This is a genomic window from Streptomyces sp. NPDC055962 (assembly GCF_042270185.1).
GTDB lineage: Bacteria > Actinomycetota > Actinomycetes > Streptomycetales > Streptomycetaceae > Streptomyces.
The window spans coordinates 242,305-268,999 of the sequence record NZ_JBHJYN010000003.1; the positions used below are offsets into that span (position 1 = coordinate 242,305).

Consider the following 26,695-nt stretch of genomic DNA (forward strand, 5'->3'; position numbering starts at 1 on the left):
GTCCGGCGGGCCGTGGGTCCCGTGAGGGGGACGGCCGGGGCGCGGGTCGGGAGGGGCGGCTGCCGCGGGGCCCCGGGGCCGGTGCCGGCAGGGGGCTGCGCGGCTCCCGGGCCGGTGCCTCGGGGCGACGGGGTCAGGCGTCGGGGGTGGCGGATTCCTCCGCGATGCGTTCGTGGTGGCGGATGACCTCGGCCACGATGAAGTTCAGGAGCTTCTCGGCGAAGGCGGGGTCCAGTCTGGCGCTCTCGGCGAGCTGGCGGAGGCGGGCGATCTGGCGTGCCTCGCGGGCCGGGTCGGCGGGCGGCAGGTGGTGCTCGGCCTTGAGGTGGCCCACCTGCTGGGTGGCCTTGAAACGCTCGGCGAGCATGTGGACGACTGCGGCATCGATGTTGTCGATGCTCTCGCGGAGCCGGTTCAGTTCGGCGGTGACGTACTCGTCGGTGTCGCTCGTGGTCATGGTCGTCGAGCTTAGACGCACCGGTCGTGGGCCGCCCGACGGAGGGGTGGGCCGCGGACCTCCCACCTGGGAGTCCTGCCCGGGTACCCCTCCCGGGGCGCCGGGTGGGGCCTCCCCCGCCCTGCTCGGGGCCTGTCCGTCGCCGCCCCTCCCCGAGCGGGGCGGGGGGGGCACCCGTCGGTGCGACGGGTGCCCCCGGGAGCGGTCAGGGTGTGGGCCGGGTCAGAGGGTCGAGGCGGCCGAGGCGATCGCCGAGGCGAAGGTCGAGACCTGGGTGTAGACGCCGGGGTAGCCGGGCCGTGCGCAGCCCTCGCCCCAGCTGACGATGCCGACCTGGATCCACGCTCCGGCGTTGTCCTTGCGGAACATGGGGCCGCCGGAGTCGCCCTGGCAGGTGTCGACGCCGCCGGTGCTGACGTATCCGGCGCAGATCTCCTCGCTGGGCACGAGGTCGCTGCCGTAGGCCTGGCGGCAGGTGGTGTCGGAGACGAAGGGGACGGTGGCCTTGAGGAGGTAGCGCTGCTGGCCGCCGCCCTCGGTGGCGGCGCCCCAGCCGGCGATGGTGAAGGTGCCGGAGTCGTAGGCGGTGGTGGTGGCGATCTTCAGGGTGGGCTGGTTGATGGGCTGGGCGAGCTTGATCAGCGCCCAGTCCTTGCCGACGCCGTTGTAGCCGGGCGCCTGGAGGACCTTGGTGGAGCGGACCTTGACGGCGGAGGACGACTGGAGGTCGACGGTTCCGGCGGTGGCGGTGATGGAGGTGTTGTTGCCGGATCCGCTGACGCAGTGGGCGGCCGTGAGGACGACGGTCGGGCTGTAGAGGGCGCCGCCGCAGCCCATGGAGAGCCGGACCATGAAGGGGAACTCGCCCTGGGCGGCGCGGGTTCCGCCGACGACGGGTGCAGGGGCGGCGGAGGCGCCGGACGGCTGGAGGCTGAGGGTCGCGAGGGCGACCGCGGCGATGACGGAGCATCTCTTGAGGGTGCGCAGCAGCTGCTTCACGGGCTGTGCCTGCTTTCGGTGGGGGGTGGAGGTGGGGGGTGCAGGTGCAGGCGTGCGGGCGTGCGTGTCCTGGTCAGGAGCACGAGCTTGTCAATTCTCAGCATGCTCTCGACAAGAACGCTCCGATTATCGGGAAGCGATCACCGCTGTCACAAGGCAGGGTTTCCGGCCAGGGCCACCCGTCGCATCCCGGCCGTTCTCCCCCGGACCGGCTTAGAGTGAAGGTCCGTTGGGCGCCGTCGATGGGGGTTCGGACGTGAGCGACGTGAGCGACGTGAGCGACGTGAGCGGCGGAGGGGGGCCGGTGGTCCACGGGTTCCCGCACCTGGACGCCGTACGGTCCGCGATCACCGCGCTCTACCGGCGTATCTCCCCCGACGGCGTACGGGCGTACGCCACGAGCCTCGCCCCGGTGGACGCCGCCTTCTCCGACGTGGACGACCTGCACCTCGGCGCCCAGCGGGTGGCGGGCGCCCTGGTGCGGCACCTGCGGCTGCCTCAGGCCCGTGTCGTCGTGGGATTCCGGCGGATGGAACACGCCGCGAGCGTCGAACTGACTGCGGGCCCGGAGTACTTCATCGAGCTCAACGACCGCTTCCGCACGCACCGCAGGGACATCGGCGCCGCGCTGGCGCACGAGATCACCCATGTGCTGCTGCACCGGCTGGGGCTCGAACTCCCCGGCACCCGCGACAACGAGATCCTCACGGACACGGTGACCGCGTATCTCGGCGCGGGCTGGCTGCTGCTGGACGCCTTCCGCCAGGACGCCGTCTCCAGCCAGAAGCTCGGCTATCTCACCCCCGAGGAGTTCGGGTACGTGCTGGCCAAGCGGGCGCTCGTGTTCGACGAGGACCCCTCCGTGTGGTTCACCAGCCCCCAGGCGTACACGGCCTACACCGAGGGCCGCGCCGAGGCCCTGCGCGATCTGCGGCGGCCACCGCTGACGGCCGCGGGCCGGGCGGGCAGGCGCCGTTACGCCAGGGACCGCCGCCACGCCGGGGACCACCCGGGATCCGTCGCCGACCCGTCCGTCCCGTACGCCTTCGAGAGCGGCGCGGACGGGCTCCGGGTCTCGTTCACCTGTCCCACCTGCCACCAGCGCGTCCGCGTCCCGGTCCGGGGGCGGACACGGGCCCGGTGCGGTCTGTGCCGCACGGTCCTGGACTGCGACACCTGAGGAGCCGCCACGCCCCGGGGTGGCCGTAGGGTCGGTGTATGACAAACGGTCAGGTTGGGGGTGCAAGGGCCCTTTTCGAGGCGTTGTACGAGGATGAGAACGCCGTGGTGCAAGCGCTGCGTGCGGGCGCCTCCGCCGAGTCGGCCGACGAGGAGGGGACGACGGCGCTGTATCTGGCGTCGGTGCAGGACCTGCCCGGTGCGGTCCGGCTGCTCCTCGCGGCGGGTGCGGACCCGGACAGGGCGAGCGGGCCGGAGGCGGGCGACCTGCCGCTCTGCGGGGCGGCGTGCGGCGGCCACACCGAGGTCGCCGAGGCGCTCCTGTCGGCGGGGGCCGACCCGGATCTCAGCGAGGAGTTCGGCTTCACCGCGCTGCGCTGGGCGGCGGGTCTCGGTCACGCACGGGTCGCGGAGGCCCTCCTGGCCCACGGCGCCGACCCGGATCTGCCCGGCCCGCAGGGTGAGGTCCCGCTGGTGGTGGCGGCACGGCGGGGATCGGTGCACACCGTGCGGGCGCTGCTGCTCCGGGGCGCCCGGGGCCGCTCCCCCGCACTGGAGGAGGCGCGGCGGATGCTGACGCTGGACGTGGAGCAGGAGCTGCGCGCCGCGCTGCGGGAGGCGTACGGGGACACGGGCCCCGAGAGCGCGGTGCGCCGGGCACGCGTGGACGGCGGAGTGACCGTCACCGTCGAACTGCTGCGCGGCGGGGAGCCGTTCGCTTCGCAGGACCTGCAGACGGGCCACGGGGCGATCGCGACGCTGCTGGAGACCGAGCTGGGCCTGCGGGCCCCGTTCGAGGAGCTGGCCGTCCGGGCCCTGCGGGGAGGGGACCCCGGCCTGGACAACTGGCTGGTGGCGGTGGAGGCGCTCAGGCTGCGCGGCGACGAGGAGACGTTCCAGGCGGCGGCGGCCTGGACGGCGAGCGGGGAGCCGCTGCGGCAGGCGTTCGGTGCGGACGTGCTGGCGCGGCTCGGATTCCGTGCCGGCGGCAAGCCGTTCGCCGCGCGGGCGGTCCCGCTGCTGCGGGAGCTGGCCCGGACCGGGGCTCCCGTGCCGGCCGAAGCGGCGGTGCGGGCGCTCGGCGGGTACGAGGACGCGCCCGCGGAATGAGAACGGGCGCGGTGCCCGGCCGGAGCCGGTCACCGCGCCCGGTGGTCATGCCGCCCGGCGTCCGCGGCCGGGGGCGCTGCCGCGTCCCGTGCCGGCGGCCCGGCCGGCCCCGGCCCCACGGGCGGATCCGCCCGCGCCGCCCGCACCACCGCGGGCCGCGCCCCCGCCCGCAGCACCGCGGGAAGCGCCACCGCCGGCGCCGCCACGCGCGCCGCCACCGGTGCCACCGCGGGAGGCGCCACCTGCGCCGCCCTGTGCGGCGGCCGGGCCCGCGCCCGTCCCGCCGCGGCGGCCGCGGCCCCGGCTGCCCGAGCGGAAGGAGCCGCCCGCCGCCGAGCCGGAGCCCTGGCCGCCGCCGCGCGTACGCGGCTTGGGCTGCACCGGCTGAGGCACCTCGATGACGACGGCGACGCCGGAGGGTTCACGGGCGCCCGTGATCCGGCTGAGCTCCTCGTCGCCGGACTTGATGCGGGTGGTGCGCGGCGCGATGCCGGCGTCCTGCATCAGCCTGGTCATGTCGCGCTTCTCCTCGGGAAGCACGAGCGTGACGACGCTGCCCGACTCCCCGGCGCGCGCCGTGCGCCCGCCGCGGTGGAGGTAGTCCTTGTGGTCGGTCGGCGGGTCCACGTTGACGACGAGGTCCAGGTCGTCGATGTGGATGCCGCGCGCCGCCACGTTCGTCGCGACGAGGGCGGTGACCTGGCCGTTCTTGAACTGGTCGAGCGTGCGGTTGCGCTGCGGCTGGGACCGCCCGCCGTGCAGGGCCGCGGCCCGTACACCGCTGGCCAGAAGCCGCTTGGCGAAGCGGTCGGCGGCGCGCTTGGTGTCGACGAACATGATCACCCGGCCCTCGCGGGCGGCGATCTTCGTGGCGACGGCCTTCTTGTCCGTCTCGTCCAGGACGTGGAGGACGTGGTGCTCCATCGTGGTGACCGCACCGGCGGACGGGTCGACGGAGTGCACGACCGGGTCGGTGAGGAACATCTTGACCAGGCGGTCGATGTTCTTGTCGAGGGTCGCGGAGAACAGCATCCGCTGCCCGTCGGGCTCGACCTGCTTGAGCAGCCCGACGACCTGCGGCATGAAGCCCATGTCGGCCATCTGGTCGGCCTCGTCGAGGACGGTGATCGCGACCTCGTCGAGCCGGCAGTCACCGCGCTCGATGAGGTCCTTGAGGCGGCCGGGCGTCGCGACGAGCACCTCGGCACCTCGGCGCAGCGCGCCGGACTGCCTGCTGATCGACATGCCGCCGACGACGGTGGCGACCCGCAGGTTCACGGAGGTGGCGTACGGGGTCAGCGCGTCGGTGACCTGCTGGGCGAGCTCGCGGGTGGGCACGAGGACGAGCGCGAGCGGGGCGTGCGGCTCGGAACGGCGTCCCGCGGTGCGGGCGAGCAGCGCGAGGCCGAAGGCGAGGGTCTTGCCGGAGCCGGTGCGGCCGCGGCCGAGGATGTCCCGGCCGGCCAGCGAGTTCGGCAGGGTGGCGCCCTGGATGGGGAAGGGGTCGGTCACGCCCTGTGCGGCGAGGGTCTTCAGCAGCGCGGCGGGCATGTCCAGCTCGGCGAACGCGTCGACGGCGGGCAGTGCGGGGGTGAGGGTCTCGGGCAGGGCGAACTCGCCGCCCTGGGCGGGCGCGGGCCTGCGCCGGGCCGGTGCCTTGCCGGATCCTCGGGTGGTCGCCTGTGCCCGGTCCGTGCCGCGGCCCCTTATCGGGCGGTTGCGGGTCGGACGGTCCTGGCGTTCGGAGCGGGTCATACGGAATTGCCCTCCTGGGGGATTCCTGGGGTTACTGCCGGCTGCTGAGGTCTGCTGGATGTGCGCCCCAGGATGCAAGCACAGAGCAGATGTCCCGGTGGCGGAGCCTGACCGAGGACGGGACGAGCCGGAAACAGCACAAACCGGGGCCCGCACCTTCACGGTGCGGGCCCCGGCTGCGAGGTACGCGTCCGGCAATTAGGCCGGGACGATGTTCTCCGCCTGCGGGCCCTTCTGGCCCTGCGTGACGTCGAAGGAGACCTTCTGGCCCTCCTGGAGCTCACGGAAGCCCTGGGTGGCGATGTTGGAGTAGTGGGCGAAGACGTCGGCGCCGCCGCCGTCCTGCTCGATGAAGCCGAAGCCCTTTTCCGAGTTGAACCACTTCACGGTTCCAGTAGCCATGTCATTCTCCTAAAAGAGGTGCAGTGCCGGAAATCCGCACTTTACGAATTCCAAGTCGCCGCATTGAGCCCCATCCGGAGAAAGCCGGAAAACAATAAAGCGCCTGAGGAAAGTTCCCGTCAGGCGCACATAAAGTTCATGGGTACCAAAACTGCAACTCGGCAACCGTAGCACGTTCTGTCGTCGGGCGGCAGATCGGACCGTGTCGGCGCGCCGGAAAACCTGTCGGGCGGGACGCCGGCGGAGGTCGTTCAGGGCGGGTTCCGAAATCGTTCCCGGCTGCTTCCCGCTCTGTTCCCCCAAGGGTTGCGCCCGCTTCGAAGGCTGCCGGAATCCCTCGTTCCGATGGGGATGCCGAGCCCGCCGGATCCCTGCGCCGGAGCCGTCGTTCGGGAGTCCGTTTCACCCGGATGCCATAGCGGCGCCCGTGCGGGGCGCCGGCGGGGAGGACGGACGGTTTCCCGGCCGGGTTGGGCCGATCGGGTGCCACCGGGCGCCCCCGCCCAGCCGGATCCGCCGCCGCGGCACCTTCCAGCGGGTGGCGTGCCGGCCACCCGTACGGAGGTCGGGCGCGGGGCGCGAGGCCGTCCAGCAGGAGGGCGGGATACGGGCCTGCGAGATCCCCCGGATCGGGCACGCCTCCACAGGCCGGGCGGCGGCGCCCCGTACCGCGTCATGGACGAGGCGCCCGGCGGCTCCGGTGCCCAGGTCCGCGGGACCCCCCTTCTCGTCGACGCCGCGCTCCAGCGTGCGTGTCAGGGCCTGCGCGATCGACGGCCGGGCGTCGGCGAGGTGCTGGAAACCGGGCCGGGCGGCGAGGCGCACTCCGTGCGGTAGATCGCGGCGGCGGCGCGGTGGCGCCCGATGTGGCGGAGGGACTCGGTGACCAGCGCTTCGAGGGTCTCCCGGGGGCCGAGACCGGCGCCCAGGACGGTGTCGCGGGCGGTGCGCAGCCCGGCGAGGAAGTGGGAGAGGATCTCGTCGACCATCGATTCCTTCGAATCGACGTGGCGGTAGAGGCTGCCGGCGAGCATCCCGGCCCCGTCCGCGATCCCGCGGACGGTGGTGGCGTCGTACCCCTGTGCGGCGAAGACCTCCGCGGCGACGGCCGGCAGCTCGGGGCGGCGCCCGGGACGGGAGGCCGCCGTGGACTTATTCCTGGTGGGCACTCCCCCCTCGTCCGTCCGGCCACGCGGCACCCGGCACCGCGTGGCCCCAGGTCAGGGCGTCAGGACTCGCGGACGGGGGTGTCGTCGGCCCCCCGGCGCAGGGTGCGCAGCGGGTGGCCGGGCCGCCAGACCCGTACGACGAGGTCGTCGCCGTCGAGCCCGGTCCGGACCACCTCGGCGGGGTCGGCGCGGAAGAGGAGGAAGGGCTCCGGCGGTGTCACCTCCTCGACGAAGCGGGCCAGCACCTCGGGGTCGGTGATCTCCACGGCCCGTCCGGAGACACGGACGTCCCCGTCGGCCATCTCCGCGTCCGGCCCCGGGTTGGCCTGGATCGCGAAGCGGGGGTCGCGCCGCAGGTCGAGCGCCTTGCGGGAGTTCGGCATCATGCCGAACCACATCGCGTCCATCCGGAACTCCACCTCCAGGCCGGTGACCCGGGGGGAGCCGTCCGCGCGCAGGGTCGCGAGGACGTGGTGCTTGTACTGCTGGAACCGCTTCCGCACGGTGTCGGCGAGAGCGGGCTCCGCCGCGCGGAAGTCCTGCCACGTACTCGGTGTCACGTTCGATGCCATGGGACCCATCGAACCCCGAATACACGACATCCTGTGTCGTGATGCGTGGCGCGTCATCGGATCGGGCTCCGCCTCGTGGTGACCGGGCCGGGCCGGAAGACCTGCGTGCCAGGCCGCCGTCCGGGCCGGGACATGGGGCCGGCACGTCGGCCGCGGCGGGCCGGCCGCCGTGGCGGTCCTCCGATCCGGGCGGGGCGCTTCTGCCCAGGTGGCCGCGGGAGTTCCGCGTGCAGGGCGCCCCGGCACCCAGGTGCGCCGCTCCCGGCCGTGTTCGCTATCTTGAGCGCCGCCGCCCCCGGCGGCCCTTCTCCCCGTCCACGAATGAAGGAGCCGGCCATGGAGGCCGCCGCCACCACGTGTTACCGCCATCCCGCGTACGAGACGTATGTGCGGTGCACGCGCTGCGACCGGTACATCTGCCCCGACTGCATGCGTGAGGCGTCGGTCGGACACCACTGCGTGGAGTGCGTGAAGGAGGGGCAGCGTTCGGTCCGCCGGGCCCGCTCGCTGTTCGGCGGCGAGGTGCCGGGTGCCTCGGCGCCGGTGGTGACGTACGTGCTGATGGCGCTGAACATCGCGGCGTACGTCGTCCAGGTCGTACGGTCCGGGACGGTAGACCGGTTCGGGATGGTCGGGACGGCGCTGATCGGGCCCCACGGCAAGCTGTACGTGTACGACGGCTGGACCGGACCCGGTTACGAGCCGGCGGGGGTGGCCTACGGGGAGTGGTACCGGCTGCTGACGGGGGCGTTCCTGCATCTTCCGCCCGACGCGTCGTTCGGTGTGATGCACCTGGTCTTCAACATGCTCGCCCTGTGGAACCTGGGCCGGATCGTGGAGGGCCAGCTCGGCCGGGTGCGCTACCTCGCTCTGTACCTGCTGTCCGCGGTGGGCGGTTCGGTCCTGGTGTACCTGGTGTCGCCGGAGACACCGGCGGTCGGCGCGTCCGGGGCGATCTTCGGCCTGGCGGCGTCCTTCTACGTCATCAACCGCCGGCTGGGCCGGGACATGGGGCCGGTCAACCGCTTCATGGCGGGCTTCCTGCTCTGGATGGTGATCTCCGCCGTGTTCACCTCCTGGGAGGGCCACCTCGGCGGTCTGGTGACCGGCGGCCTGGTGACGTACGGACTCGCGTACGCCCCGGCGAGGCTCCGGACGTCCGCGGCCCAGCTGGCCGGCGGGGCGCTCCTGGTGCTGCTGCTGGCCGCTGTGGTCGCCGTACGGACGGCTTCCCTGACGGGTGCGGCCTGACAGGTTTCCCGGGCGTGCGGGGGGACTCGGGGGTGGCAGGGGTCCTGCCCGGTGAACTACGTTGTGGCGCGATGACTACCGGGACGGCCTCGTGCCACACACGGATCGGTGACCCGGCGCTCCCCTGAGCGCCGTACGGGCCGACGCCGGCCCGCACCATGACGAAGAGTCCCGCGCCGCGGCGCGGGCTCCGCCTCCTGTCGTGCCGACCCCGGCTCGACACGTCGACCACGACAGGAGAACTCATGCGCACCGAGACACGGACCCTGCTCATTCCCACCGCGGACGGCCGGGCAGACGCCTTCGCCGCTTTCCCCGACGACGGTGAGCGGCACCCGGGGGTACTGATGTATCCGGACGGCTTCGGGCTCCGGCCCGTGCTGCGGGACATGGCCCGCGAGCTGGCGGGACACGGGTACCACGTGCTCGTCCCCAACCTCTTCTACCGGGAGGGCCCGGCACCGGTGGTCGAGCTGCCCGACCACATCGGGCAGGAGGCCAGGCCGGGGATCTTCGCCCGGGTGATGCCCCTGATCGAGGCGCACACGGCGGAACGCACCCTGAGCGACGCCGACGCCTACCTCCGGTTCCTCGCCGGCCGGCCCGAGGTCGGTGCCGGACCGGTCGGGGTGACCGGCTACTGCATCGGCGGGCTCCTCGCGGTCCGCACCGCCGCGGCCCACCCCGGGCGGGTGGCCGCCGTCGCCGCGTTCCACGCCCCCGTGGGCGCCGACGGGCCCGGCGGCCTCGCCGGGCTGACCGCCCAGGTCCACTTCGGCCACGCCGAGGGCGACATGACGCCCGAATCCCTCGGCGAGATCGACCGGGCCCTGGAGAAGGCGGGTACCGGTCACACCTCCGAGGTGTATCCCGGCACCGTGCACGGCTTCACCATGTCCGACACCGACGCCTTCGACCCTGCCGCCCTGCGGCGCCACTGGGACCGCCTGCTGCCCCTCCTGGGACGCACGCTGTCCGCCGGCTGAGGCCCCGGGACCGTCCCCCTCCGCGCCCTGGAGGGGGACGGCGAACTCGCCGGTCCACGGCGTGAGTCCGCCTTCTGGGATCATCGTCCCATGGCAAGAGATCTCTCGGCGGGGGAACCCGGGGCCGGCGGGCCCGGTGAGGGGCCGCGCGGCCTTCTCCGGCGACTGCACCCGCTCGACTGGACGGCGGGGGTCCTGCTGGTCCTGGGACTGCTCGCGGTGGTGACCGGGCTGCTGCCCCCGGAACCCGCCGCTGCGGAGATGCGGCGCGTCGGCCCGCTGCTGGTGTTCCTGGGGACCGTGATCGTGATGGCCGAACTGACGGGCCGTGCGCAGGTCTTCGACGTGGTGGCGGCCTGGGTGGCGCGCGCGGGACGGGGGCGGTATCCACTGCTCTTCGGCCTGTGCGTGCTGTTCGCCTCGCTCACCACGATCACGCTGAACCTGGACACCACGGCGGTGCTGCTCACCCCGGTCATGCTGGCGCTGGCCGGCCGGGTGGGGATCGCCGCGGTGCCGCTGGCGATGACGACGGTCTGGCTCGCCAACACCGCGAGCCTGCTGCTGCCCGTCTCGAATCTGACCAATCTCCTGGCCGCGGACCGGGTGGCGCTCTCGCCGTCCGGTCTCGCCGCGGTGATGTGGCTGCCCCAGCTCGCGGCGATCGCCGTGACGGCGGTGTGCCTGTGGGTCTTCTACTGGCGGCGCGGCCGGCGCGGCTCCGACCGGTACACCCCGCCGGGCGCTCCGGTGCCGGGGGATCCGGTCCTGCTGCGGATCTGCGCGGTGGCGTGCGCGGGTTTCCTTCTGGCGATCCTGGTCGCGGACGTTCCGCTCTGGTCGGCGTCGCTCACGGCGATGGTGGTGGTCGTGGTGGCGTTCGCCGTGCGGCGCAGGCAGGAGCTGCGGCTGTCGCTGGTGCCGTGGCGGCTGCTGGTCCTGGTCCCGGGGATGTTCCTGGTGGTGCAGACGGTCGACGCGCAGGGCCTGCACGAGCTGCTGGAGTCGCTGCTGGGCACGGACGACGGCTTCGTGGGGATGCTGCGGACGGCGGCGGTGGGGGCGGGGCTGTCGAACGTCCTGAACAACCTGCCGGCGTATCTGGCGGGCGAGGCGGTCGTGCCTGCGGGGAACCAGCAGCAGTTGCTGGCCCTGCTGATCGGCGTCAATGTGGGGCCGCTCGTCACCCCGTGGGCGTCGCTGGCGACGCTGCTGTGGTTCGAGCGGTGCCGCTGGCAGGGGACGCGGATCGCCATGGGCCGGTTCATGGGGACCGGTCTGGTGCTCGCGGTGACGGGCACGCTGGCCGCCGTGGGCGCGCTGGCGCTGGTCGGCTGAGCCCGCACGGGGCCGCCATGGGCGCGCTGGCGCTGGTCGGCTGAGCCCGCACGGGCCCGGACGCGCCGCGGCGCTCGCCTTGTCCGGTCGGGGACGGGGCGAGCGCCGCGTTCAGTTCCGTACGCCGTTGTACGGGACGTCTGTGTGCCGTGGTCAGACCATCAGGGAACGGTCCGTCGGGCGGATCGGGGCGGGCAGTGCGCTCGCCCCGGTCAGGAAGCGGTCCACGCCGCGTGCCGCGGAGCGGCCCTCGGCGATGGCCCACACGATGAGGGACTGGCCGCGGCCGGCGTCACCGGCGACGTAGACGCCGTCGACGTTGGTCGCGTAGTTCTCGTCGCGCGCGATGTTGCCCCGCTCGTCGAGGTCGAGGCCGAACTGCTGGACGAGGCCGTTGGCCTGGTCCGTGCCGGTGAAGCCCATGGCCAGGGTGACGAGCTGGGCCGGGATGACCCGCTCGGTGCCGGGCTTCTGCTCCAGCTTGCCGTCCTTGAACTCCACCTCGATGAGGTGGAGCGACTGGACGTTGCCGTCTTCGTCGCCCTCGAAGTGGGTGGTGGAGACGGAGTACAGCCGCTCGCCGCCCTCCTCGTGCGCGGAGGTGACCTTGTAGAGCATGGGGAAGGTCGGCCAGGGCTGGTTGGCGTTACGCTCCGCGCCCGGCTGCGGCATGATCTCCAGCTGGGTGACGGAGGCCGCACCCTGCCGGTGGGCGGTGCCGACGCAGTCGGCGCCGGTGTCGCCGCCGCCGATGACGACGACGTGCTTGCCCTCGGCGGTGATCGGGGAGACCGTCAGGTCGCCCTCCTGCACCTTGTTGGCGAGCGGCAGGTACTCCATGGCGAAGTGGATGCCGTTCAGCTCACGGCCCGGGGCGGGCAGGTCGCGGGAGACGGTGGCGCCGGCCGCGATGACGACCGCGTCGTAGCGGCGGCGGAGCTTGGCGGCGTCGATGTCCTTGCCGATCTCCACCTCCGTGCGGAACTTGGTGCCTTCCGCGCGCATCTGCTCGATGCGGCGGTTGATGTGCGACTTCTCCATCTTGAACTCGGGGATGCCGTAGCGGAGGAGTCCTCCGATGCGGTCCGCGCGCTCGAAGACGGCGACGGTGTGGCCGGCCCGGGTCAGCTGCTGGGCGGCGGCGAGACCCGCCGGGCCCGAGCCGATGACGGCGACGGTCTTGCCGGAGAGCCGCTCGGGCGGCTGCGGGGTGACGTCGCCGCTGTCCCACGCCTTGTCAATGATGCTGACTTCGACGTTCTTGATGGTGACGGCCGGCTGGTTGATGCCGAGGACGCACGCCGACTCGCACGGAGCGGGGCACAGGCGGCCCGTGAACTCCGGGAAGTTGTTCGTGGCGTGCAGACGCTCGGACGCCGCCGACCAGTCCTCGCGGTAGGCGTAGTCGTTCCACTCGGGGATGAGGTTTCCGAGCGGGCAGCCGTTGTGGCAGAACGGGATGCCGCAGTCCATGCAGCGGCCGGCCTGCTTGCTGATGATCGGGAGCAGTGATCCCGGAACGTAGACCTCGTTCCAGTCCTTGACGCGCTCGCCGACGGGGCGGGTCTGGGCGACCTCGCGTCCGGTGGTCAGGAAGCCCTTGGGGTCAGCCATTGGTCGCCGCCTCCATCATCTTCTCGGTGGTCTCCTGCTCGGAGAGACCGGCGAGCTCAGCGGCGTCCTTGGCGGCGAGCACTGCCTTGTAGGTGGACGGGATGATCTTGCTGAAGCGGGCGACCGCGGAGTCCCATTCGGCCAGCAGCTTCTCGGCGACCGTGGATCCGGTCTCCTCCTGGTGGCGGCGCACGACGTCGTGCAGCCACTGCTTGTCGGTGTCGTCGAGGGTCTCGACGGCGCCGACGTTGCCGGTGTTGACGTTGTCGAGGTCGAGGTCGATGACGTACGCGATGCCGCCGGACATGCCCGCGGCGAAGTTGCGCCCGGTCTCGCCCAGGACGACGGCGTGACCGCCGGTCATGTACTCGCAGCCGTGGTCGCCCACGCCTTCCGAGACGACCGTGGCACCGGAGTTGCGGACGCAGAAGCGCTCGCCGGTCCGGCCGCGGAGGAACAGCTCGCCGCCGGTCGCACCGTAGCCGATGGTGTTGCCGGCGATGGTGGAGTACTCGGCGAGGTGGTCCGCGCCGCGGTCCGGGCGGACGATGACGCGGCCGCCGGAAAGGCCCTTGCCGACGTAGTCGTTGGCGTCGCCCTCCAGGCGCAGCGTCACACCGCGCGGCACGAACGCGCCGAAGGACTGGCCTGCGGAGCCGGTGAAGGTGATGTCGATGGTGTCGTCGGGCAGGCCCGCACCACCGAACTTCTTGGTCACCTCGTGGCCGAGCATGGTGCCGACCGTCCGGTTGATGTTGCGGATCGCGATCTGCGCGCGGACGGGCTGGGCCGCCTCGGCGCTGTCGGCCTCCAGGGCGTCGGCGGCGAGCTTGATCAGCTCGTTGTCGAGGGCCTTGGCCAGTCCGTGGTCCTGCTCGTTGACGCGGTGGCGCACCGCGTCGTCGGCGAGCTCGGGCACGTAGAAGAGGGGCTCGAGGTCGAGGCCCTGTGCCTTCCAGTGGGTGACGGCCCGCTCGGTGTCGAGGAGTTCGGCGTGGCCGACGGCCTCCTCGATCGTGCGGAAGCCGAGCTCGGCGAGGATCTCGCGGACTTCTTCGGCGATGAACTCGAAGAAGTTGACGATGTACTCGGCCTTGCCGGAGAACCGCTCGCGCAGGACGGGGTTCTGGGTGGCGATGCCGACCGGGCAGGTGTCGAGGTGGCAGACACGCATCATGACGCAGCCGGAGACGACGAGCGGCGCGGTCGCGAAACCGAACTCCTCGGCGCCCAGCAGTGCGGCGATGACGACGTCGCGGCCGGTCTTGAGCTGGCCGTCGGTCTGGACCACGATGCGGTCGCGCAGGCCGTTGAGCAGCAGGGTCTGCTGGGTCTCGGCGAGGCCGAGCTCCCAGGGGCCGCCCGCGTGCTTGAGCGAGGTGAGCGGCGAGGCGCCCGTTCCGCCGTCGTGGCCGGAGATGAGGACGACGTCCGCGTGGGCCTTGGAGACACCCGCGGCGACCGTGCCCACGCCGACCTCGGAGACCAGCTTCACGTGGATGCGGGCCGCCGGGTTGGCGTTCTTGAGGTCGTGGATCAGCTGAGCCAGGTCCTCGATGGAGTAGATGTCGTGGTGCGGCGGGGGCGAGATCAGGCCGACACCCGGGGTGGAGTGCCGGGTCTTGGCGACCCACGGGTAGACCTTGTGGCCGGGCAGCTGACCGCCCTCGCCGGGCTTGGCACCCTGCGCCATCTTGATCTGGATGTCGTCCGCGTTGACCAGGTACTCGCTGGTCACACCGAAGCGGCCGGAGGCGACCTGCTTGATGGACGAGCGGCGTGCCGGGTCGTAGAGACGCTCGGCGTCCTCGCCGCCCTCACCGGTGTTGGACTTGCCGCCCAGCTGGTTCATGGCGATGGCGAGGGTCTCGTGCGCCTCCTGGGAGATGGAGCCGTACGACATGGCGCCGGTGGAGAAGCGCTTGACGATCTCGGCTGCGGACTCGACCTCGTCGATGGAGATCGGCTCGCGGCCGCTCTTGAAGCCGAACAGGCCGCGGAGCGTCATGAGGCGCTCGGACTGCTCGTTGACCCGGCCGGTGTACTTCTTGAAGATGTCGTACCGGCGGTTGCGGGTGGCGTGCTGGAGGCGGAAGACCGTCTCGGGGTCGAACAGGTGCGGCTCGCCCTCGCGGCGCCACTGGTACTCGCCGCCGATCTCCAGCGCGCGGTGCGACGCGGAGATGCCGGAGGCGGGGTACGCCTTGGCGTGCCGGGCGGCGACCTCCTTGGCGACGACGTCGAGTCCGGCGCCGCCGATCTTGGTGGCGGTGCCGTTGAAGTACTGGGCGACGAAGGCGTCGTCGAGGCCGACGGCCTCGAAGACCTGGGCGCCGCGGTAGGACGCGACGGTCGAGATGCCCATCTTGGACATGACCTTCAGGACACCCTTGCCGAGGGCGTAGATCAGGTTGCGGATGGCCAGCTCGGCGTCGATGCCCTCGATGAACGTACCGGCGCGGACGAGGTCCTCGACGGACTCCATGGCGAGGTACGGGTTGACGGCGGCGGCGCCGTAACCGATGAGGAGCGCGACGTGGTGGACCTCGCGGACGTCGCCGGCCTCGACCAGCAGGCCCACCTGGGTGCGCTGCTTGGTGCGGATGAGGTGGTGGTGGACGGCCGAGGTGAGCAGCAGCGACGGGATCGGCGCGTGCTCGGCGTCGGAGTGCCGGTCGGACAGGACGATGAGGCGGGCGCCGTCCTCTATGGCGGCGTCGACCTCGTCGCAGATCTGCTCGATGCGGGCCGCGAGGGCCTCGCCACCGCCGCTGACGCGGTAGAGGCCGGCCAGGGTGGCGGCCTTCATTCCCGGCATGTCGCCGTCGGCGTTGATGTGTATGAGCTTGGCCAGCTCGTCGTTGTCGATCACCGGGAAGGGCAGCGTGACGGCGCGGCACGCCGCGGGCGACGGCTCCAGGATGTTGCCCTGGGGGCCGAGGGTGGAGCGCAGCGAGGTGACGAGCTCCTCGCGGATGGCGTCCAGCGGCGGGTTGGTGACCTGCGCGAACAGCTGGGTGAAGTAGTCGAAGAGCAGTCGGGGGCGCTCGGAGAGCGCGGCGATCGGCGAGTCGGTGCCCATGGAGCCGAGGGGCTCGCCGGCGGTGCGGGCCATCGGGGCGAGGAGGACGCGGAGCTCTTCCTCGGTGTAGCCGAAGGTCTGCTGGCGGCGGGTGACCGAGGCGTGGGTGTGGACGATGTGCTCGCGCTCGGGGAGGTCCTCGAGCTCGATCTCGCCGGTTTCCAGCCACTCCTCGTACGGGTTCTCGGCGGCCAGGGACGCCTTGATCTCGTCGTCCTCGATGATGCGGTGCTCGGCGGTGTCGACGAGGAACATCCTGCCGGGCTGGAGGCGGCCCTTGCGGACGACCTTGGCCGGGTCGATGTCCAGGACGCCGACCTCGGAGGACAGGACGACGAGGCCGTCGTCGGTGACCCAGTAGCGGCCGGGGCGCAGACCGTTGCGGTCGAGGACCGCGCCGACCTGGGTGCCGTCGGTGAAGGTGACGCACGCAGGGCCGTCCCAGGGCTCCATCATCGTGGAGTGGTACTGGTAGAAGGCGCGGCGGGCCGGGTCCATGGAGGCGTGGTTCTCCCATGCCTCCGGGACCATCATCAGCACCGAGTGGGGCAGGGAGCGGCCGCCGAGGTGGAGCAGTTCCAGGACCTCGTCGAAGGACGCCGAGTCGGAGGCGTCGGGGGTGCAGACGGGGAAGATCCGGTCGAGGCTCCCGGCACCGAAGAGGCCGGAGGCGAGCTGGGACTCGCGGGCCTTCATCCAGTTGCGGTTGCCCTTGACCGTGTTGATCTCGCCGTTGTGCGCGACGAAGCGGTACGGGTGGGCGAGCGGCCAGCTCGGGAAGGTGTTGGTGGAGAAGCGGGAGTGGACCAGAGCGACCGCGGTGGCGAAGCGGCTGTCGGAGAGGTCCGGGAAGAACGGCTCCAGCTGCCCGGTGGTGAGCATGCCCTTGTAGACGATCGTGCGTGCGGAGAGCGAGGGGAAGTACACCCCGGCCTCGCGCTCGGCGCGCTTGCGCAGGACGAAGGCCTTGCGGTCCAGCGCGATGCCGGTGCTCGTCCCGTCGGCGACGACCAGCTGGCGGAAATCGGGCATGACGGCGCGGGCGCCGTTGCCGAGGATGTCCGGCGTGACCGGGACCTCGCGCCAGCCGAGGACGTCGAGGCCCTCCTCGGCGGCGATCTTCTCGATCCGCTGGACGGCTCCGGTGGAGTCGTCCGCGGGGAGGAAGGCGATGCCGACGGCGTAGGAGCCGGCCTCGGGGAGCTCGAACGCGGCCTCTTCGCGGAGGAAGGCGTCCGGGACCTGCAGGAGAATGCCGGCGCCGTCACCCGAGTCGGGCTCGGATCCTGTGGCGCCGCGGTGTTCGAGGTTGCGCAGTACGGTCAGCGCCTGCTCGACCAGCTCATGGCTGGCCACACCGGTCAGAGTGGCCACGAACCCGACACCACAGGCGTCGTGCTCGTTACGGGGGTCGTACATCCCCTGCTGGACAGGGCGACCGTCCATGGGCGACCAGGCGTCGGAACGCATCGGCTCTCCCGTCGTCGTCGTGGCATGTGCTGTGCCGAGGGACGACGCTGGCCCTCTGCGAAATTTCGTGCAGGTTACATGATGGAACGCTTCTCAAAAAGCGAATAGTCCGTTCCAACATGCGGACACCACGGAGTCGTGGTGCGGGTGGGTCACGATCGGAGGGACCCTTGTGGATCACTGCCCGGGGAGACCGCAGAGTGCAGGCGTCGTTGCCCGCGAGTGTCTGAGGCTCTTGCCCGGCGGCCACGCAATCGAAACCGCCGAGTAACGGCTACTTATGTGTAGCGCTGCATAGCGTCTCACTTTACGGCGGGCCTACGCCGTAGGCCCAGTGACGTGCGTCAAGACGTACGTCACACCGGTGCAACACCGAGGGGCGCCCGGTAAGTCCCGCCGGCCGGGACCGGGGGCGCCGTGGACGCCCCCGTGGGCCTCAGCCTGCGGCGACGCCGAAGAGCGTGCCCAGAGCGTACGTGATCGCCGCCGCGGCCCCGCCGAGCACGAGCTGCCGCAGTCCGCTGAACCACCAGGTGCGCGCCGTCACCCGGGCGACCACCGCGCCGCAGCCGAACAGGCCGGCCAGGGCGAGCAGCACGGCGGGCCAGAGCGCGTCGGAGCCGAGCAGGTAGGACAGGACGGGCAGCAGGGCACCCAGGGCGAAGGCGCCGAAGGAGGACACGGCAGCGACGAGCGGTGAGGGCAGGTCGGACGGGTCGATGCCCAGTTCCTCGCGGGCGTGTATCTCCAGGGCCTGCTCCGGGTCCCTGGAGAGCTGCCGGGCGACCTCGCGGGCGAGGGCGGGCTCGACGCCGCGGGACTCGTAGAGCGCGGCGAGCTCCTCCATCTCGTCCTTGGGGTGTTTGCGCAGCTCACGCCGCTCGACGTCGAGCTCGGCCTCGACGAGCTCACGCTGCGAGGCGACCGAGGTGTACTCCCCCGCGGCCATGGAGAACGCTCCGGCGGCGAGGCCGGCCAGGCCCGTGATGACGATGGTCTGCTGGGAGACGGCGCCCCCGGCGACACCCGTCATCAGGGCCAGGTTGGAGACGAGGCCGTCCATGGCGCCGAACACCGCGGGCCGCAGCCAGCCGCCGTTGACGTCACGGTGGGTGTGGTTGTCGCGGTGGGCCTCGTGCAGGACGGCGTCGGTCTCGATGATGGACACAGCTCTCCCCATTTCCGGGAGCGGACCCCGTGGACTCTCTCCCGCTCCGCACCGTCGAAAATACGCACGAAAAATGGCTCCCGCCAGCAAGGAAGGCCGAACTTACCTGGCACGGGAGCCTCACCCGGGCGGACGATTTGTACGAAATAAGGGCCTCTCTTCGCCTCGATCGGGGAAACCTCGCACATCCGGTTGTTCCGGGTGGGAGCGGAGGGTCGAGACGATGGAGCTCACGGCGGAGAGCCCGGTGGCGGACACGGCTGACCGGGCGCGGGGGGCCTTGCTGGGACTCGCGGTGGGGGACGCCCTCGGCGCCCCCGCCGAGAACCTGCGCCCGTCCGAGATCCGCAGCCGCTGGGGCCGGATCGAGGGCTTCGTCAGCGACGATCCGGCGGGGACCGACGACACCGAGTACGCGATCTTCTCGGGACTGCTGCTGGCCAGGCACGGTTCGGCCCTGACCGTCTCGCATGTCGAGCGGGCCTGGCACCACTGGATCGCCGATCTGGACGAGGGTCCTTTCCGGGGTGCCGGTTTCAGCGAGCGCGGCACGCTGGAGAATCTGCGGCGCGGTCTCGCCGCGCCGATCTCGGCCCAGCACCGGCACGCCTGGAGCGACGGTCTCGCCATGCGGGCGGCACCGTTCGGGGTGTTCGCCGCGGGCCGGCCCGCCGAGGCCGCCCGGCTCGTGGCGGTGGACGGGCGGGTCAGCCATGACGGCGAGGGCATCTACGGCGGCCAGGCCGTCGCGGCGGGGGTCGCCGCCGCGATGGTGGGGGCGGGACTCGCCTCCGTGATCGCCGCGGCGCTCTCGGTCGTGCCGATGGACTCCTGGACGGCCCGCTCCCTGCGCCGCGCGGTCTCCGCGGCGCAGCGCCCGTACCCCGACCGGCTGACGGCGGAGCGCGCGGTGCGCTCCGCCGTGGTGATCGGCGGCTACCCCTGGACGGACCTGGCCCCCGAGGCGGTGGGCCTGGCCTTCGGGGCCCTGACAGCGGCGCGGGGCGACTTCCGGGCTGCGGTGCTCACCGCCGTGAACATGGGCCGGGACGCCGACACGACCGCGGCGGTGGCGGGGGCGCTGGCCGGTGCTCTGCACGGGGCGTCGGCGATCCCCCGGGAGTGGGCGTCGGCGATCGGCCCGGTGCGGGGCAGCTGCCTGCCGTCGATGCGGGGGTACCACGTCCTGGACATCGCGGAGCTCCTCACCCCGGACGACGGGGAGGAACCGCCGGAGGCGTCGGCGGCGGGCCGGGAGCACACCGCTGCACCCTGCTCCCCGCGGCACGAGATGACCGGTCCACCGTCCGGCGGGCAGCCGTCCGGGGTGCGGTCACCCGCCTGGCACACACCCGTCCATGCCGGACCCGGTGCGGACACCGGCGCACGGCAGGACGCCCGGTGACCGGCGACCGCGCCTCCCGGGGCGCCCCCACGGCACCGGCGGACTCCGCCCCGCACCTGGCCATCCGGATCACCGCCGAGCCCGCACCCGGGAGCCGCGCAGCCCTGGGCAGACAGGCCAGGATCGAGGGGCTGCTGCTCGGGCTGGCGGCCGGCGACGCCGCCGGGTGGCCGGCCGCGCGCCACCGGGCCGCACGGATGCCCGAGTGGACGAGGCGGCTCACCCGGGAGCTGGACACCTTCGCGGAGCAGAACGCGACGACGACGCTTCCGGTGCCGATCGCCCTCAACCAGCCGCCGGAACCCCTGCGGCTCGGCCCGTCCGACGACGCCGAATGGGCGGCGTTCGCCGCGCGCACGGTGCTGTCCGCGGCCGCCGACCACGCCCCGGACCTCTCCCCCGGCCACCGGATGCGGGACGCGGTCGACCGGGCGTGGAACGCACTGGCCGCGAAGGTGGCCGCCGCGAGCGCCAGCGCCCCCGAGGTCGAGTCGGCCGTCCTCCCGCTCCGGGCCCGGATCTCCGTGCGCGCCGGGCTCGGCAATCTCGCCGCCGGGCTGCGCCCGCCCGCCACCGGGCACGACAATCCGCACTACTTCGACGACGCCGCCTGTGTGCGGGCCGCCGTGCTGGCGGTCGTGCACCCGGGCGATCCGGCGGCGGCGGCCGAGCTCGCCGAGTTCGACGCCCGGTACACCCAGGACGGTGACGGGGTGCACGGCGCGCGCGCCGTGGCCGCCGCCGTCTCCGAGGCGCTGGCGGGCGCGGACGTCGACGCGGCGGTGAACGCCGCGCTCGCCCAGCTGCCCGACGGCACGGAGATCGCCCGCAACGCCGCCCACGCCGTACGGCTGGCCCGTGAGTTCGCCGGGGAGCCGGCGGGTGCCTTCGCGCTCGTCCCCGTGCTGGAGCATCAGATCGTCGACCACGTCTACAGCTACGGGATCGCCGCGGCCGAGACGGTGCCGGTGGCCCTGGCCCTGGCGACGGCCGCCCGGGGCGAGATCGCGCAGGCCGTGCCGGCCGCAGCCTGCCTCTCCCGGGTCGCGGATTCCGCGCCCGCCCTGGCGGGGGCGCTGACCGGTGCGCTGGGTGGTTCGGTCACCGTGCCGGCGGGCTGGCGGGAGGCCTGCCGCACGCTGGCCGGGTGCGCGCTGCCCCGGCTGGCGGGGACCGATCTCATCGAACTCGCCGGGCTGCTCGCAGCCACGGAACCGGCCACCCCGGGTGGACAATTCCGGCATGGCACACAAAACATCCGAACCGCTCGCGGCCGGCACGACCACCACGGCACTCACCCTGGATGAACGCGTCACCGGAGCGCTCGTCGGCGCGGCCGTCGGGGACGCACTCGGCGGCCCCGTCGAGGGCTGGACGCCCGAGCAGATCGCGGAGCGCCACGGCGGCCGGGTGACCGGCATCGTCGGCACCTGGTACGGCGACGACTGGCGCACGGCGCGCCCCATCGCCCCGTACCACAAGGGCGACGGGCACGTCACCGACGACACCCTGATGACCCATGCGCTGATCCGCGTCTACGAGACCGTGCGCGGCCATCTCGACGCGTACGCGGTCGCCGACCACCTCGTACCGGACCTGATGTCCCGCCCCCGCTGGATCCCGGAGCTGGAGGCCGAGGCGCTCCCCCTGCAGCGGATCTTCCTCGCCGAGAAGTGGATCGTCACGCGGCTGCACTACGGGCACGCCGACCCCCGGGAGGCGGGGTCGGGCAACATCGTCAACTGCGGCGCGGCGATGTACATGGCCCCGGTCGGCCTGGTGAACGCCGCGCACCCGCAGGCCGCGTACGCGGAGGCCCTGGACGTCGCGGGGGCGCACCAGTCGTCGTACGGCAGGGAGGCGGCAGGGGTGCTGGCCGGCGCCGTCGCCGCCGCGTGCGTCCCGGGGGCCACGCCCTCCTCCGTCGTCGAGGCGGCTCTGGCCCTGGCCAAGGACGGCACCCGGTCGGCGATCGAGGCGGTCTGCGAAGTGGCCTGCCGGCACGACGACTTCGAGTCCGCGCTGGTGCCGCTGCGCGCCGCCGTCGCACCGTTCGACACGGTGGGCCCCCACTACCGGGACCCCTCGCTGGGTGCCCGGCGGCCGTCCCGGCTGCACTCGGTCGAGGAGCTTCCGGTCGCGCTCGGCATGCTGCTCGTCGGCGGCGGCGACTACCGGCGCACGGTGCTCGGCTCGGTCAACTACGGCCGGGACTGCGATTCGATCGCCACGATGAGCGGCGCGCTCGCGGGCGCGCTCCACGGCGAGCAGTCCATCCCCGTCGACTGGGTGAAGACGGTGTCCGAGGCCAGCCGTCTCGATCTGCACGCCCCCGCGCGGGTCCTGGCCGAGGTCGCCCGTGAGGTGTTCGCGCGGGACACCGCGCGGCGCCGCACGCACGAGGCGGCGTTCGCCGAGCTGGCCGGCGAGGGCCGGTGACCCTCCGCCTGACCTGGGTCCAGCCCGAGGACCTGGTCGGTCACGAGCTGCGTCAGGCCGCGCAGGACGGCCGGGACACGGGCGACGTCGCACAGCGGTGGTACGCGGCGGGTGGCGCCCCGGCCCCCGAGCGCGCGGGCGCCTCGGAGCCGGCCGCCCCGGCCGGGCTGCGCGCGCTGGCCGAGCAGCTCCTGGACGAACTCCAGGCCATGGAGAGCCCGCTGGAGGGGGACGAGCCGACGGAGCTGCCGGCGATCCGGGCCGCGTGCCCGCGCTGGCCGGCACCGCCCGGCGCACCGGTCTCCCTCGACAGCGACCGCCTGCACGCGGCCTGGCTTGGCCGGGCCGCCGGCTGCCTGCTCGGCAAGCCGGTCGAGAAGCTGCCGCTGACGGGCATCCGGGCCCTGGCCCGCGCCACCGGCAACTGGCCGCTCACCACCTGGTTCACCGCCCGGGGAGTACCGGCCGACCTGGCCGCCGCCCACCCGTGGAACCGCCGCTCGGCGGCCACCTCCCTCGCCGAGAACATCGACGGGATGCCGGAGGACGACGACCTCGACCACCCCGTCCTGGCCCTGCTGCTGCTCCAGCGGTACGGCCCTTGCTTCACCACCTCGGACCTGGCCCGGCTCTGGCTGGACGAGCTTCCGGCGGGCCGTGTCTTCACCGCGGAACGCATCGCGTACCGCAACCTGCTCGACGGCGTCGAGCCCCCGGCCACGGCCCGCCACCGCAATCCCTTCCGGGAGTGGATCGGCGCCCAGATCCGGGCCGACGTGCACGGCTGGACCCACCCGGGCGATCCCGGGGCCGCCGCCGCGCAGGCCCACCGGGACGCGGTCCTCACCCACACGGCCAACGGGGTGTACGGGGCGATGTTCACCGCCGCCGCCCTCGCCGAGGCCGCGGGCGGTGAGACGGACGTGCACGGCTGCCTGGCGGCCGGGCTCCGTGTGGTGCCGCCCCGGTCCCGGTACGCGCGGGCGGTGCGGCTGGGCATCGGGACGGCCCGCGCGGAACCGGACTTCGACACCGTGGTGGACCGGCTCCACGACGCCTACGGGGCCACCCATCACTGGGTCCACGTCCTGCCCAACGCGGCGCTCCTCGCCGCCGCCCTCACCCACGCGGAGGGCGACTTCTCGCGCTCCATCGGCTGCGCGGTGTCCGGGGGCTGGGACACCGACTCCAACGGCGCGACCGCCGGCTCGCTCGCGGGCCTGCTGGCCGGGCGGGCGGCCGCGCTCCCCGACCGCTGGACCGCTCCCCTCAAGAACCGTCTCGCCACCTCCGTCGCCGGCTTCGGCTCCATCGGCTTCGACACCCTCGCGGAACTGACCTACCAGGAGGTACACCGCCCATGACAGCGATCGCGGTGCTCGGCAGCACCAACATGGACCTGGTCGCCTACGTCGACCGGGCACCCGGGCGCGGGGAGACCGTCACCGGACGGGAGTTCAGGACCGTCCCCGGCGGCAAGGGCGCCAACCAGGCCGTCGCCGCGGCCCGCGCGGGGGGCGAGGTCGTGATGATCGGCGCGGTCGGCACCGACGAGTACGGCTCGCTCCTCCGGTCGAACCTGGAGCACGCCGGTGTGGACACCGACCTGCTGCACACCGTCGCGGGCCCCAGCGGCACCGCGCACATCGTCGTCGACGACGAGGGGTCCAACGCGATCGTGGTGGTTCCCGGCGCGAACGGCACGGTGACCGCGCTCGGACCGGGCGAGAGGGCCGCCGTCTCCGCGGCCGGCCTGCTCCTCCTCCAGCTGGAACTCCCCCTGTCGGCCGTGACCGAGGCGGCGCGCACGGCGAAGGCCCACGGGGTGCGGACGATCCTCACCCCCTCCCCCGTCCAGCCGCTGCCGCCGGGGCTCCTGGACGCCGTCGACCTGCTGATCCCCAACGAGCACGAGGCCGCCCGGCTCACCGGGCAGACGGAACCGCACGCGGCCGCGCAGGTCCTGCTCCAGCAGGTCCCCGAGGTCGTGATCACCCTCGGCGGGAAGGGCTGCCTGTACGTGGCGCGGGGCGGCGAACCACCGGTCCTCTTCCCGGCCCCCGAGGTCACCGCCGTCGACACGACCGGCGCCGGTGACACCTTCGTCGGCACGCTCGCCGTCGCGCTCGGCGAGGGCCGGTCCGTCCCCGAGGCGCTGGGCTGGGCGTCCTCGGCGGCCGCCCTCTGCGTACAGCGTCACGGCGCGTCGACATCCATGCCCTACCGCAGCGAGATCGATGCCGCATGAGCACTCCCGCGACGACGCCCACGCCGTCGGCGGCCCCGCTCTCCGGTCTGCGGGTCCTGGACCTCGCCACCCTCTTCGCCGGGCCGCTCGCGGCCACGATGCTGGGGGACTTCGGTGCGGAGGTCATCAAGGTCGAGCATCCGCGCAAGCCCGATCCCTCGCGCGGGCACGGCCCGTCGAAGGACGGGATCGGGCTGTGGTGGAAGCTGCTCGGCCGCAACAAGCGCACGCTCACCCTGGACCTCTCCTCCCCGGGCGGCCGGGACGTGCTGCTGCGGCTGGCCGCGGAGACCGATGTGGTCGTGGAGAACTTCCGGCCCGGCACGCTGGAGCGCTGGGGACTGGGCTGGGAGGAGCTGCGGGCCGTGAACCCGCGGCTGGTCCTCGCCCGGGTCACGGGCTTCGGCCAGTCGGGCCCCTACGCGCACCGGCCCGGCTTCGGCACGCTGGCCGAGGCGATGAGCGGCTTCGCCGCCGTCACCGGCGAGCCGGACGGGCCGCCGACCCTGCCGCCGTTCGGGCTCGCCGACTCGATCGCGGCGCTCGCCACGGCGTACGCGGTGATGACGGCGCTGGCCGGACGCGACCGGACCGGGGGCGGGCAGGTGGTGGACATGGCGATCATCGAGCCGATCCTGACCGTGCTGGGACCGCAGCCGCTCTGGTACGACCAGCTCGGGTACGTCCAGCCGCGGACCGGCAACCGCTCCCGCAACAACGCGCCCCGCAACACCTACCGGACCGCGGACGGCCACTGGGTCGCCGTCTCGACCTCCGCCCAGTCGGTCGCGGAGCGCGTGATGCGGCTGGTCGGCCGCCCCGAGCTGATCGAGGAGCCGTGGTTCTCCGCCGGGAGCACCCGCGCCGAGCACGCCGACGAGCTGGACGAGGCGGTGGGCCACTGGATCGCCCGGCGGACCCGGGAGGAGGCGGTTGACGCGTTCGAGAAGGCCGAGGCGGCGATCGCGCCGATCCATGACGTACGGGACGTGATGGAGGATCCCCAGTACCGGGCGCTGGGCACGATCACCGAGGTCGACGACCCCGAGCTGGGGCCCCTGCGCATGCAGAACGTGCTCTTCCGGCTCTCGGAGACACCGGGGGCGATCCGCTGGGCCGGGAGACCCCACGGAGCGGACACCGAGGAGATCCTGGCGGAGCTCGGCCTCTCCGCCCCGGTGATCGCGTCGCTGCGGGACGAGGGTGCGCTGTGACCGGCCCGGCAGTGGCGCTGACCTGGCTGTACGTCCCCGGGGACCGGCCCGAGGTGGTCCGCAAGGCGCTCGGCTCGGGCGCACACGTCGTGATCGTCGACCTGGAGGACGCCGTCGCCCCGGACCGCAAGGAGTACGCCCGGTCGGCGACGGCCGAGCTCCTCTCGGACCCGGTGACGGCGGACCCGAGGGCGGTGCCGGTCCATGTCCGGGTCCACGGCGAGGACGACGTGAAGGCGCTGGCAGGGCTGCCGGGACTGTCCGGGATGCGGCTCCCCAAGATCACGCATGCGGCGTCGGTGCACCACGTCGCGGCGCTGGCGCCCGGGGTGGCGCTGTATCCGCTGCTGGAGTCGGCGCTGGCGATCGAGCACGCGTACTCGATCGCCGGGGCGCATCCCGCCGTACGGGGGGTTGCGCTGGGCGAGGCGGACCTCCGCGCGGACCTGGGGGTGCGGGACGACGCAGGCCTCGACTGGCCGCGCAGCCGTGTGGTGATCGCGGCGCGGGCGGCCGGACTCGACCCGCCCGTGATGTCGGTCTACCCCGACGTCCGTGACCTGTCCGGGCTGCGGTCCTCGTGTGCGCACGGGCGGGATCTCGGCCTGCTCGGCCGGGCGGCGATCCACCCCCGGCAGCTGCCGGTCATCGAACGCGCCTTCCGCCCCACGGCGCGCGAGGTGGAGGCGGCGGAACAGGTCCTGGAGGCGTCCAGGACCGAGGCGGGGGCGCAGGCCCTCCCGGACGGGAGGTTCGTCGACGCAGCGGTGGTGGCGACCGCGCGGCGCACGCTCTCGCTGGCCGGCCGCCGCTGAGGCCCGCGCACATGCGAAGGGG

The 26,695-nt window shown here is 73.1% G+C and carries 20 protein-coding genes and 1 pseudogene; 12 read left to right on the forward strand and 9 right to left on the reverse strand.

Annotated features, from left to right (window positions below):
* Positions 1-133: 133 nt before the first annotated feature.
* Entirely contained in the window at positions 134-457 is a 324-nt protein-coding gene (locus ACFC51_RS11660) for a chorismate mutase (protein ID WP_376372615.1), read from the reverse strand.
* A gap of 222 nt (positions 458-679) precedes the next feature.
* Complete coding sequence (locus ACFC51_RS11665; RefSeq protein WP_376372613.1) at positions 680-1,456, reverse strand: trypsin-like serine protease; 777 nt, start codon at positions 1,454-1,456, stop codon at positions 680-682.
* A 274-nt stretch (positions 1,457-1,730) separates the two neighbouring features.
* On the opposite strand from ACFC51_RS11665, the gene ACFC51_RS11670 reads away from it, so the two are divergent.
* Both ACFC51_RS11670 and ACFC51_RS11675 read left to right on the forward strand, forming a co-directional pair.
* A complete protein-coding gene (locus ACFC51_RS11670; protein WP_376372747.1) occupies positions 1,731-2,636 on the forward strand; it encodes a hypothetical protein in 906 nt (301 codons plus the stop codon).
* Positions 2,637-2,740: 104 nt separating this feature from the next.
* Positions 2,741-3,745 carry an ankyrin repeat domain-containing protein gene (locus ACFC51_RS11675; protein WP_376372610.1) on the forward strand — a complete coding sequence of 335 codons (1,005 nt, stop codon included), beginning with the start codon at positions 2,741-2,743 and terminating at the stop codon, positions 3,743-3,745.
* Between the two features lie 45 nt (positions 3,746-3,790).
* Here the strand turns inward: ACFC51_RS11675 and ACFC51_RS11680 are convergent, their stop codons facing one another.
* From ACFC51_RS11680 to ACFC51_RS11695, 4 genes and pseudogenes are all read right to left on the reverse strand, one after another.
* A complete protein-coding gene (locus ACFC51_RS11680) occupies positions 3,791-5,500 on the reverse strand; it encodes a DEAD/DEAH box helicase (RefSeq protein WP_376528283.1) in 1,710 nt (569 codons plus the stop codon).
* 198 nt (positions 5,501-5,698) lie between these two features.
* Complete coding sequence (locus ACFC51_RS11685; protein WP_015607926.1) at positions 5,699-5,902, reverse strand: cold-shock protein; 204 nt, start codon at positions 5,900-5,902, stop codon at positions 5,699-5,701.
* Between the two features lie 571 nt (positions 5,903-6,473).
* Positions 6,474-7,071, reverse strand: a pseudogene (locus tag ACFC51_RS11690) (TetR/AcrR family transcriptional regulator); the annotation flags it as partial.
* Between the two features lie 59 nt (positions 7,072-7,130).
* Positions 7,131-7,643 (reverse strand): pyridoxamine 5'-phosphate oxidase family protein, encoded by a 513-nt coding sequence (locus tag ACFC51_RS11695; protein ID WP_376377462.1) that lies wholly within the window; start codon positions 7,641-7,643, stop codon positions 7,131-7,133.
* 336 nt (positions 7,644-7,979) lie between these two features.
* Here ACFC51_RS11695 and ACFC51_RS11700 point away from each other — a divergent pair, with 336 nt between their 5' ends.
* From ACFC51_RS11700 to ACFC51_RS11710, 3 genes are all read left to right on the forward strand, one after another.
* Entirely contained in the window at positions 7,980-8,894 is a 915-nt protein-coding gene (locus ACFC51_RS11700; RefSeq protein ID WP_376528285.1) for a rhomboid family intramembrane serine protease, read from the forward strand.
* A 245-nt stretch (positions 8,895-9,139) separates the two neighbouring features.
* The gene (locus ACFC51_RS11705) at positions 9,140-9,880 is read left to right on the forward strand and encodes a dienelactone hydrolase family protein (RefSeq protein ID WP_376377466.1); all 741 of its coding nucleotides are present in this window, start codon (positions 9,140-9,142) and stop codon (positions 9,878-9,880) included.
* A 90-nt stretch (positions 9,881-9,970) separates the two neighbouring features.
* Positions 9,971-11,218, forward strand: coding sequence for an SLC13 family permease (locus ACFC51_RS11710; protein WP_376528288.1), 1,248 nt, complete (start codon positions 9,971-9,973; stop codon positions 11,216-11,218).
* A 153-nt stretch (positions 11,219-11,371) separates the two neighbouring features.
* Here ACFC51_RS11710 and ACFC51_RS11715 read toward each other — a convergent pair whose 3' ends face one another.
* The 3 genes from ACFC51_RS11715 to ACFC51_RS11725 all read right to left on the reverse strand — a co-directional run bounded on the left by ACFC51_RS11715 (position 11,372) and on the right by ACFC51_RS11725 (position 18,552).
* Positions 11,372-12,832, reverse strand: a complete 1,461-nt coding sequence (locus ACFC51_RS11715) for a glutamate synthase subunit beta (RefSeq protein WP_376377470.1) — start codon at positions 12,830-12,832, stop codon at positions 11,372-11,374.
* Positions 12,825-17,384: a glutamate synthase large subunit gene (gene gltB, locus ACFC51_RS11720; protein WP_376528290.1), complete on the reverse strand. Its 4,560-nt coding sequence runs from the start codon at positions 17,382-17,384 to the stop codon at positions 12,825-12,827. The genes ACFC51_RS11715 and gltB overlap by 8 nt, the downstream gene beginning before the upstream one ends.
* A gap of 436 nt (positions 17,385-17,820) precedes the next feature.
* Positions 17,821-18,552 carry a VIT1/CCC1 transporter family protein gene (locus ACFC51_RS11725; protein WP_376528293.1) on the reverse strand — a complete coding sequence of 244 codons (732 nt, stop codon included), beginning with the start codon at positions 18,550-18,552 and terminating at the stop codon, positions 17,821-17,823.
* A 223-nt stretch (positions 18,553-18,775) separates the two neighbouring features.
* Between ACFC51_RS11725 and ACFC51_RS11730 the strand changes: the two genes are divergently transcribed.
* From ACFC51_RS11730 to ACFC51_RS11760, 7 genes are read left to right on the forward strand one after another with little or no spacing between them, the layout of a single operon-like run.
* Complete coding sequence (locus ACFC51_RS11730) at positions 18,776-19,957, forward strand: ADP-ribosylglycohydrolase family protein (protein ID WP_376377476.1); 1,182 nt, start codon at positions 18,776-18,778, stop codon at positions 19,955-19,957.
* Between the two features lie 56 nt (positions 19,958-20,013).
* The gene (locus ACFC51_RS11735) at positions 20,014-21,264 is read left to right on the forward strand and encodes an ADP-ribosylglycohydrolase family protein (RefSeq protein ID WP_376377517.1); all 1,251 of its coding nucleotides are present in this window, start codon (positions 20,014-20,016) and stop codon (positions 21,262-21,264) included.
* The gene (locus ACFC51_RS11740) at positions 21,200-22,396 is read left to right on the forward strand and encodes an ADP-ribosylglycohydrolase family protein (RefSeq protein WP_376528296.1); all 1,197 of its coding nucleotides are present in this window, start codon (positions 21,200-21,202) and stop codon (positions 22,394-22,396) included. Before ACFC51_RS11735 ends, ACFC51_RS11740 begins: the two co-directional genes overlap by 65 nt.
* Entirely contained in the window at positions 22,393-23,760 is a 1,368-nt protein-coding gene (locus tag ACFC51_RS11745; protein WP_376377480.1) for an ADP-ribosylglycohydrolase family protein, read from the forward strand. Before ACFC51_RS11740 ends, ACFC51_RS11745 begins: the two co-directional genes overlap by 4 nt.
* Positions 23,757-24,644 carry a ribokinase gene (gene rbsK / locus ACFC51_RS11750; protein ID WP_376377482.1) on the forward strand — a complete coding sequence of 296 codons (888 nt, stop codon included), beginning with the start codon at positions 23,757-23,759 and terminating at the stop codon, positions 24,642-24,644. Before ACFC51_RS11745 ends, rbsK begins: the two co-directional genes overlap by 4 nt.
* The gene (locus ACFC51_RS11755) at positions 24,641-25,858 is read left to right on the forward strand and encodes a CaiB/BaiF CoA transferase family protein (protein ID WP_376377484.1); all 1,218 of its coding nucleotides are present in this window, start codon (positions 24,641-24,643) and stop codon (positions 25,856-25,858) included. Before rbsK ends, ACFC51_RS11755 begins: the two co-directional genes overlap by 4 nt.
* On the forward strand, positions 25,855-26,673 hold the full coding sequence (locus tag ACFC51_RS11760; protein ID WP_376377486.1) for an HpcH/HpaI aldolase/citrate lyase family protein: 819 nt from the start codon (positions 25,855-25,857) through the stop codon (positions 26,671-26,673). Before ACFC51_RS11755 ends, ACFC51_RS11760 begins: the two co-directional genes overlap by 4 nt.
* The last annotated feature ends 22 nt before the right edge of the window (positions 26,674-26,695 follow it).

What these genes read in the sequence shown, in the direction of transcription:
- ACFC51_RS11660 (WP_376372615.1), bottom strand. Translation starts at nt 457, where the DNA reads ATGACCACGAGCGACACCGACGAGTACGTCACCGCCGAACTGAACCGG.
- ACFC51_RS11680 (WP_376528283.1), bottom strand. Translation starts at nt 5,500, where the DNA reads ATGACCCGCTCCGAACGCCAGGACCGTCCGACCCGCAACCGCCCGATA.
- ACFC51_RS11685 (WP_015607926.1), bottom strand. Translation starts at nt 5,902, where the DNA reads ATGGCTACTGGAACCGTGAAGTGGTTCAACTCGGAAAAGGGCTTCGGC.
- ACFC51_RS11695 (WP_376377462.1), bottom strand. Translation starts at nt 7,643, where the DNA reads ATGGCATCGAACGTGACACCGAGTACGTGGCAGGACTTCCGCGCGGCG.
- ACFC51_RS11700 (WP_376528285.1), top strand. Translation starts at nt 7,980, where the DNA reads ATGGAGGCCGCCGCCACCACGTGTTACCGCCATCCCGCGTACGAGACG.
- ACFC51_RS11705 (WP_376377466.1), top strand. Translation starts at nt 9,140, where the DNA reads ATGCGCACCGAGACACGGACCCTGCTCATTCCCACCGCGGACGGCCGG.
- ACFC51_RS11710 (WP_376528288.1), top strand. Translation starts at nt 9,971, where the DNA reads ATGGCAAGAGATCTCTCGGCGGGGGAACCCGGGGCCGGCGGGCCCGGT.
- ACFC51_RS11715 (WP_376377470.1), bottom strand. Translation starts at nt 12,832, where the DNA reads ATGGCTGACCCCAAGGGCTTCCTGACCACCGGACGCGAGGTCGCCCAG.
- gltB (WP_376528290.1), bottom strand. Translation starts at nt 17,384, where the DNA reads ATGCGTTCCGACGCCTGGTCGCCCATGGACGGTCGCCCTGTCCAGCAG.
- ACFC51_RS11730 (WP_376377476.1), top strand. Translation starts at nt 18,776, where the DNA reads ATGGAGCTCACGGCGGAGAGCCCGGTGGCGGACACGGCTGACCGGGCG.
- ACFC51_RS11740 (WP_376528296.1), top strand. Translation starts at nt 21,200, where the DNA reads ATGGCACACAAAACATCCGAACCGCTCGCGGCCGGCACGACCACCACG.
- rbsK (WP_376377482.1), top strand. Translation starts at nt 23,757, where the DNA reads ATGACAGCGATCGCGGTGCTCGGCAGCACCAACATGGACCTGGTCGCC.
- ACFC51_RS11755 (WP_376377484.1), top strand. Translation starts at nt 24,641, where the DNA reads ATGAGCACTCCCGCGACGACGCCCACGCCGTCGGCGGCCCCGCTCTCC.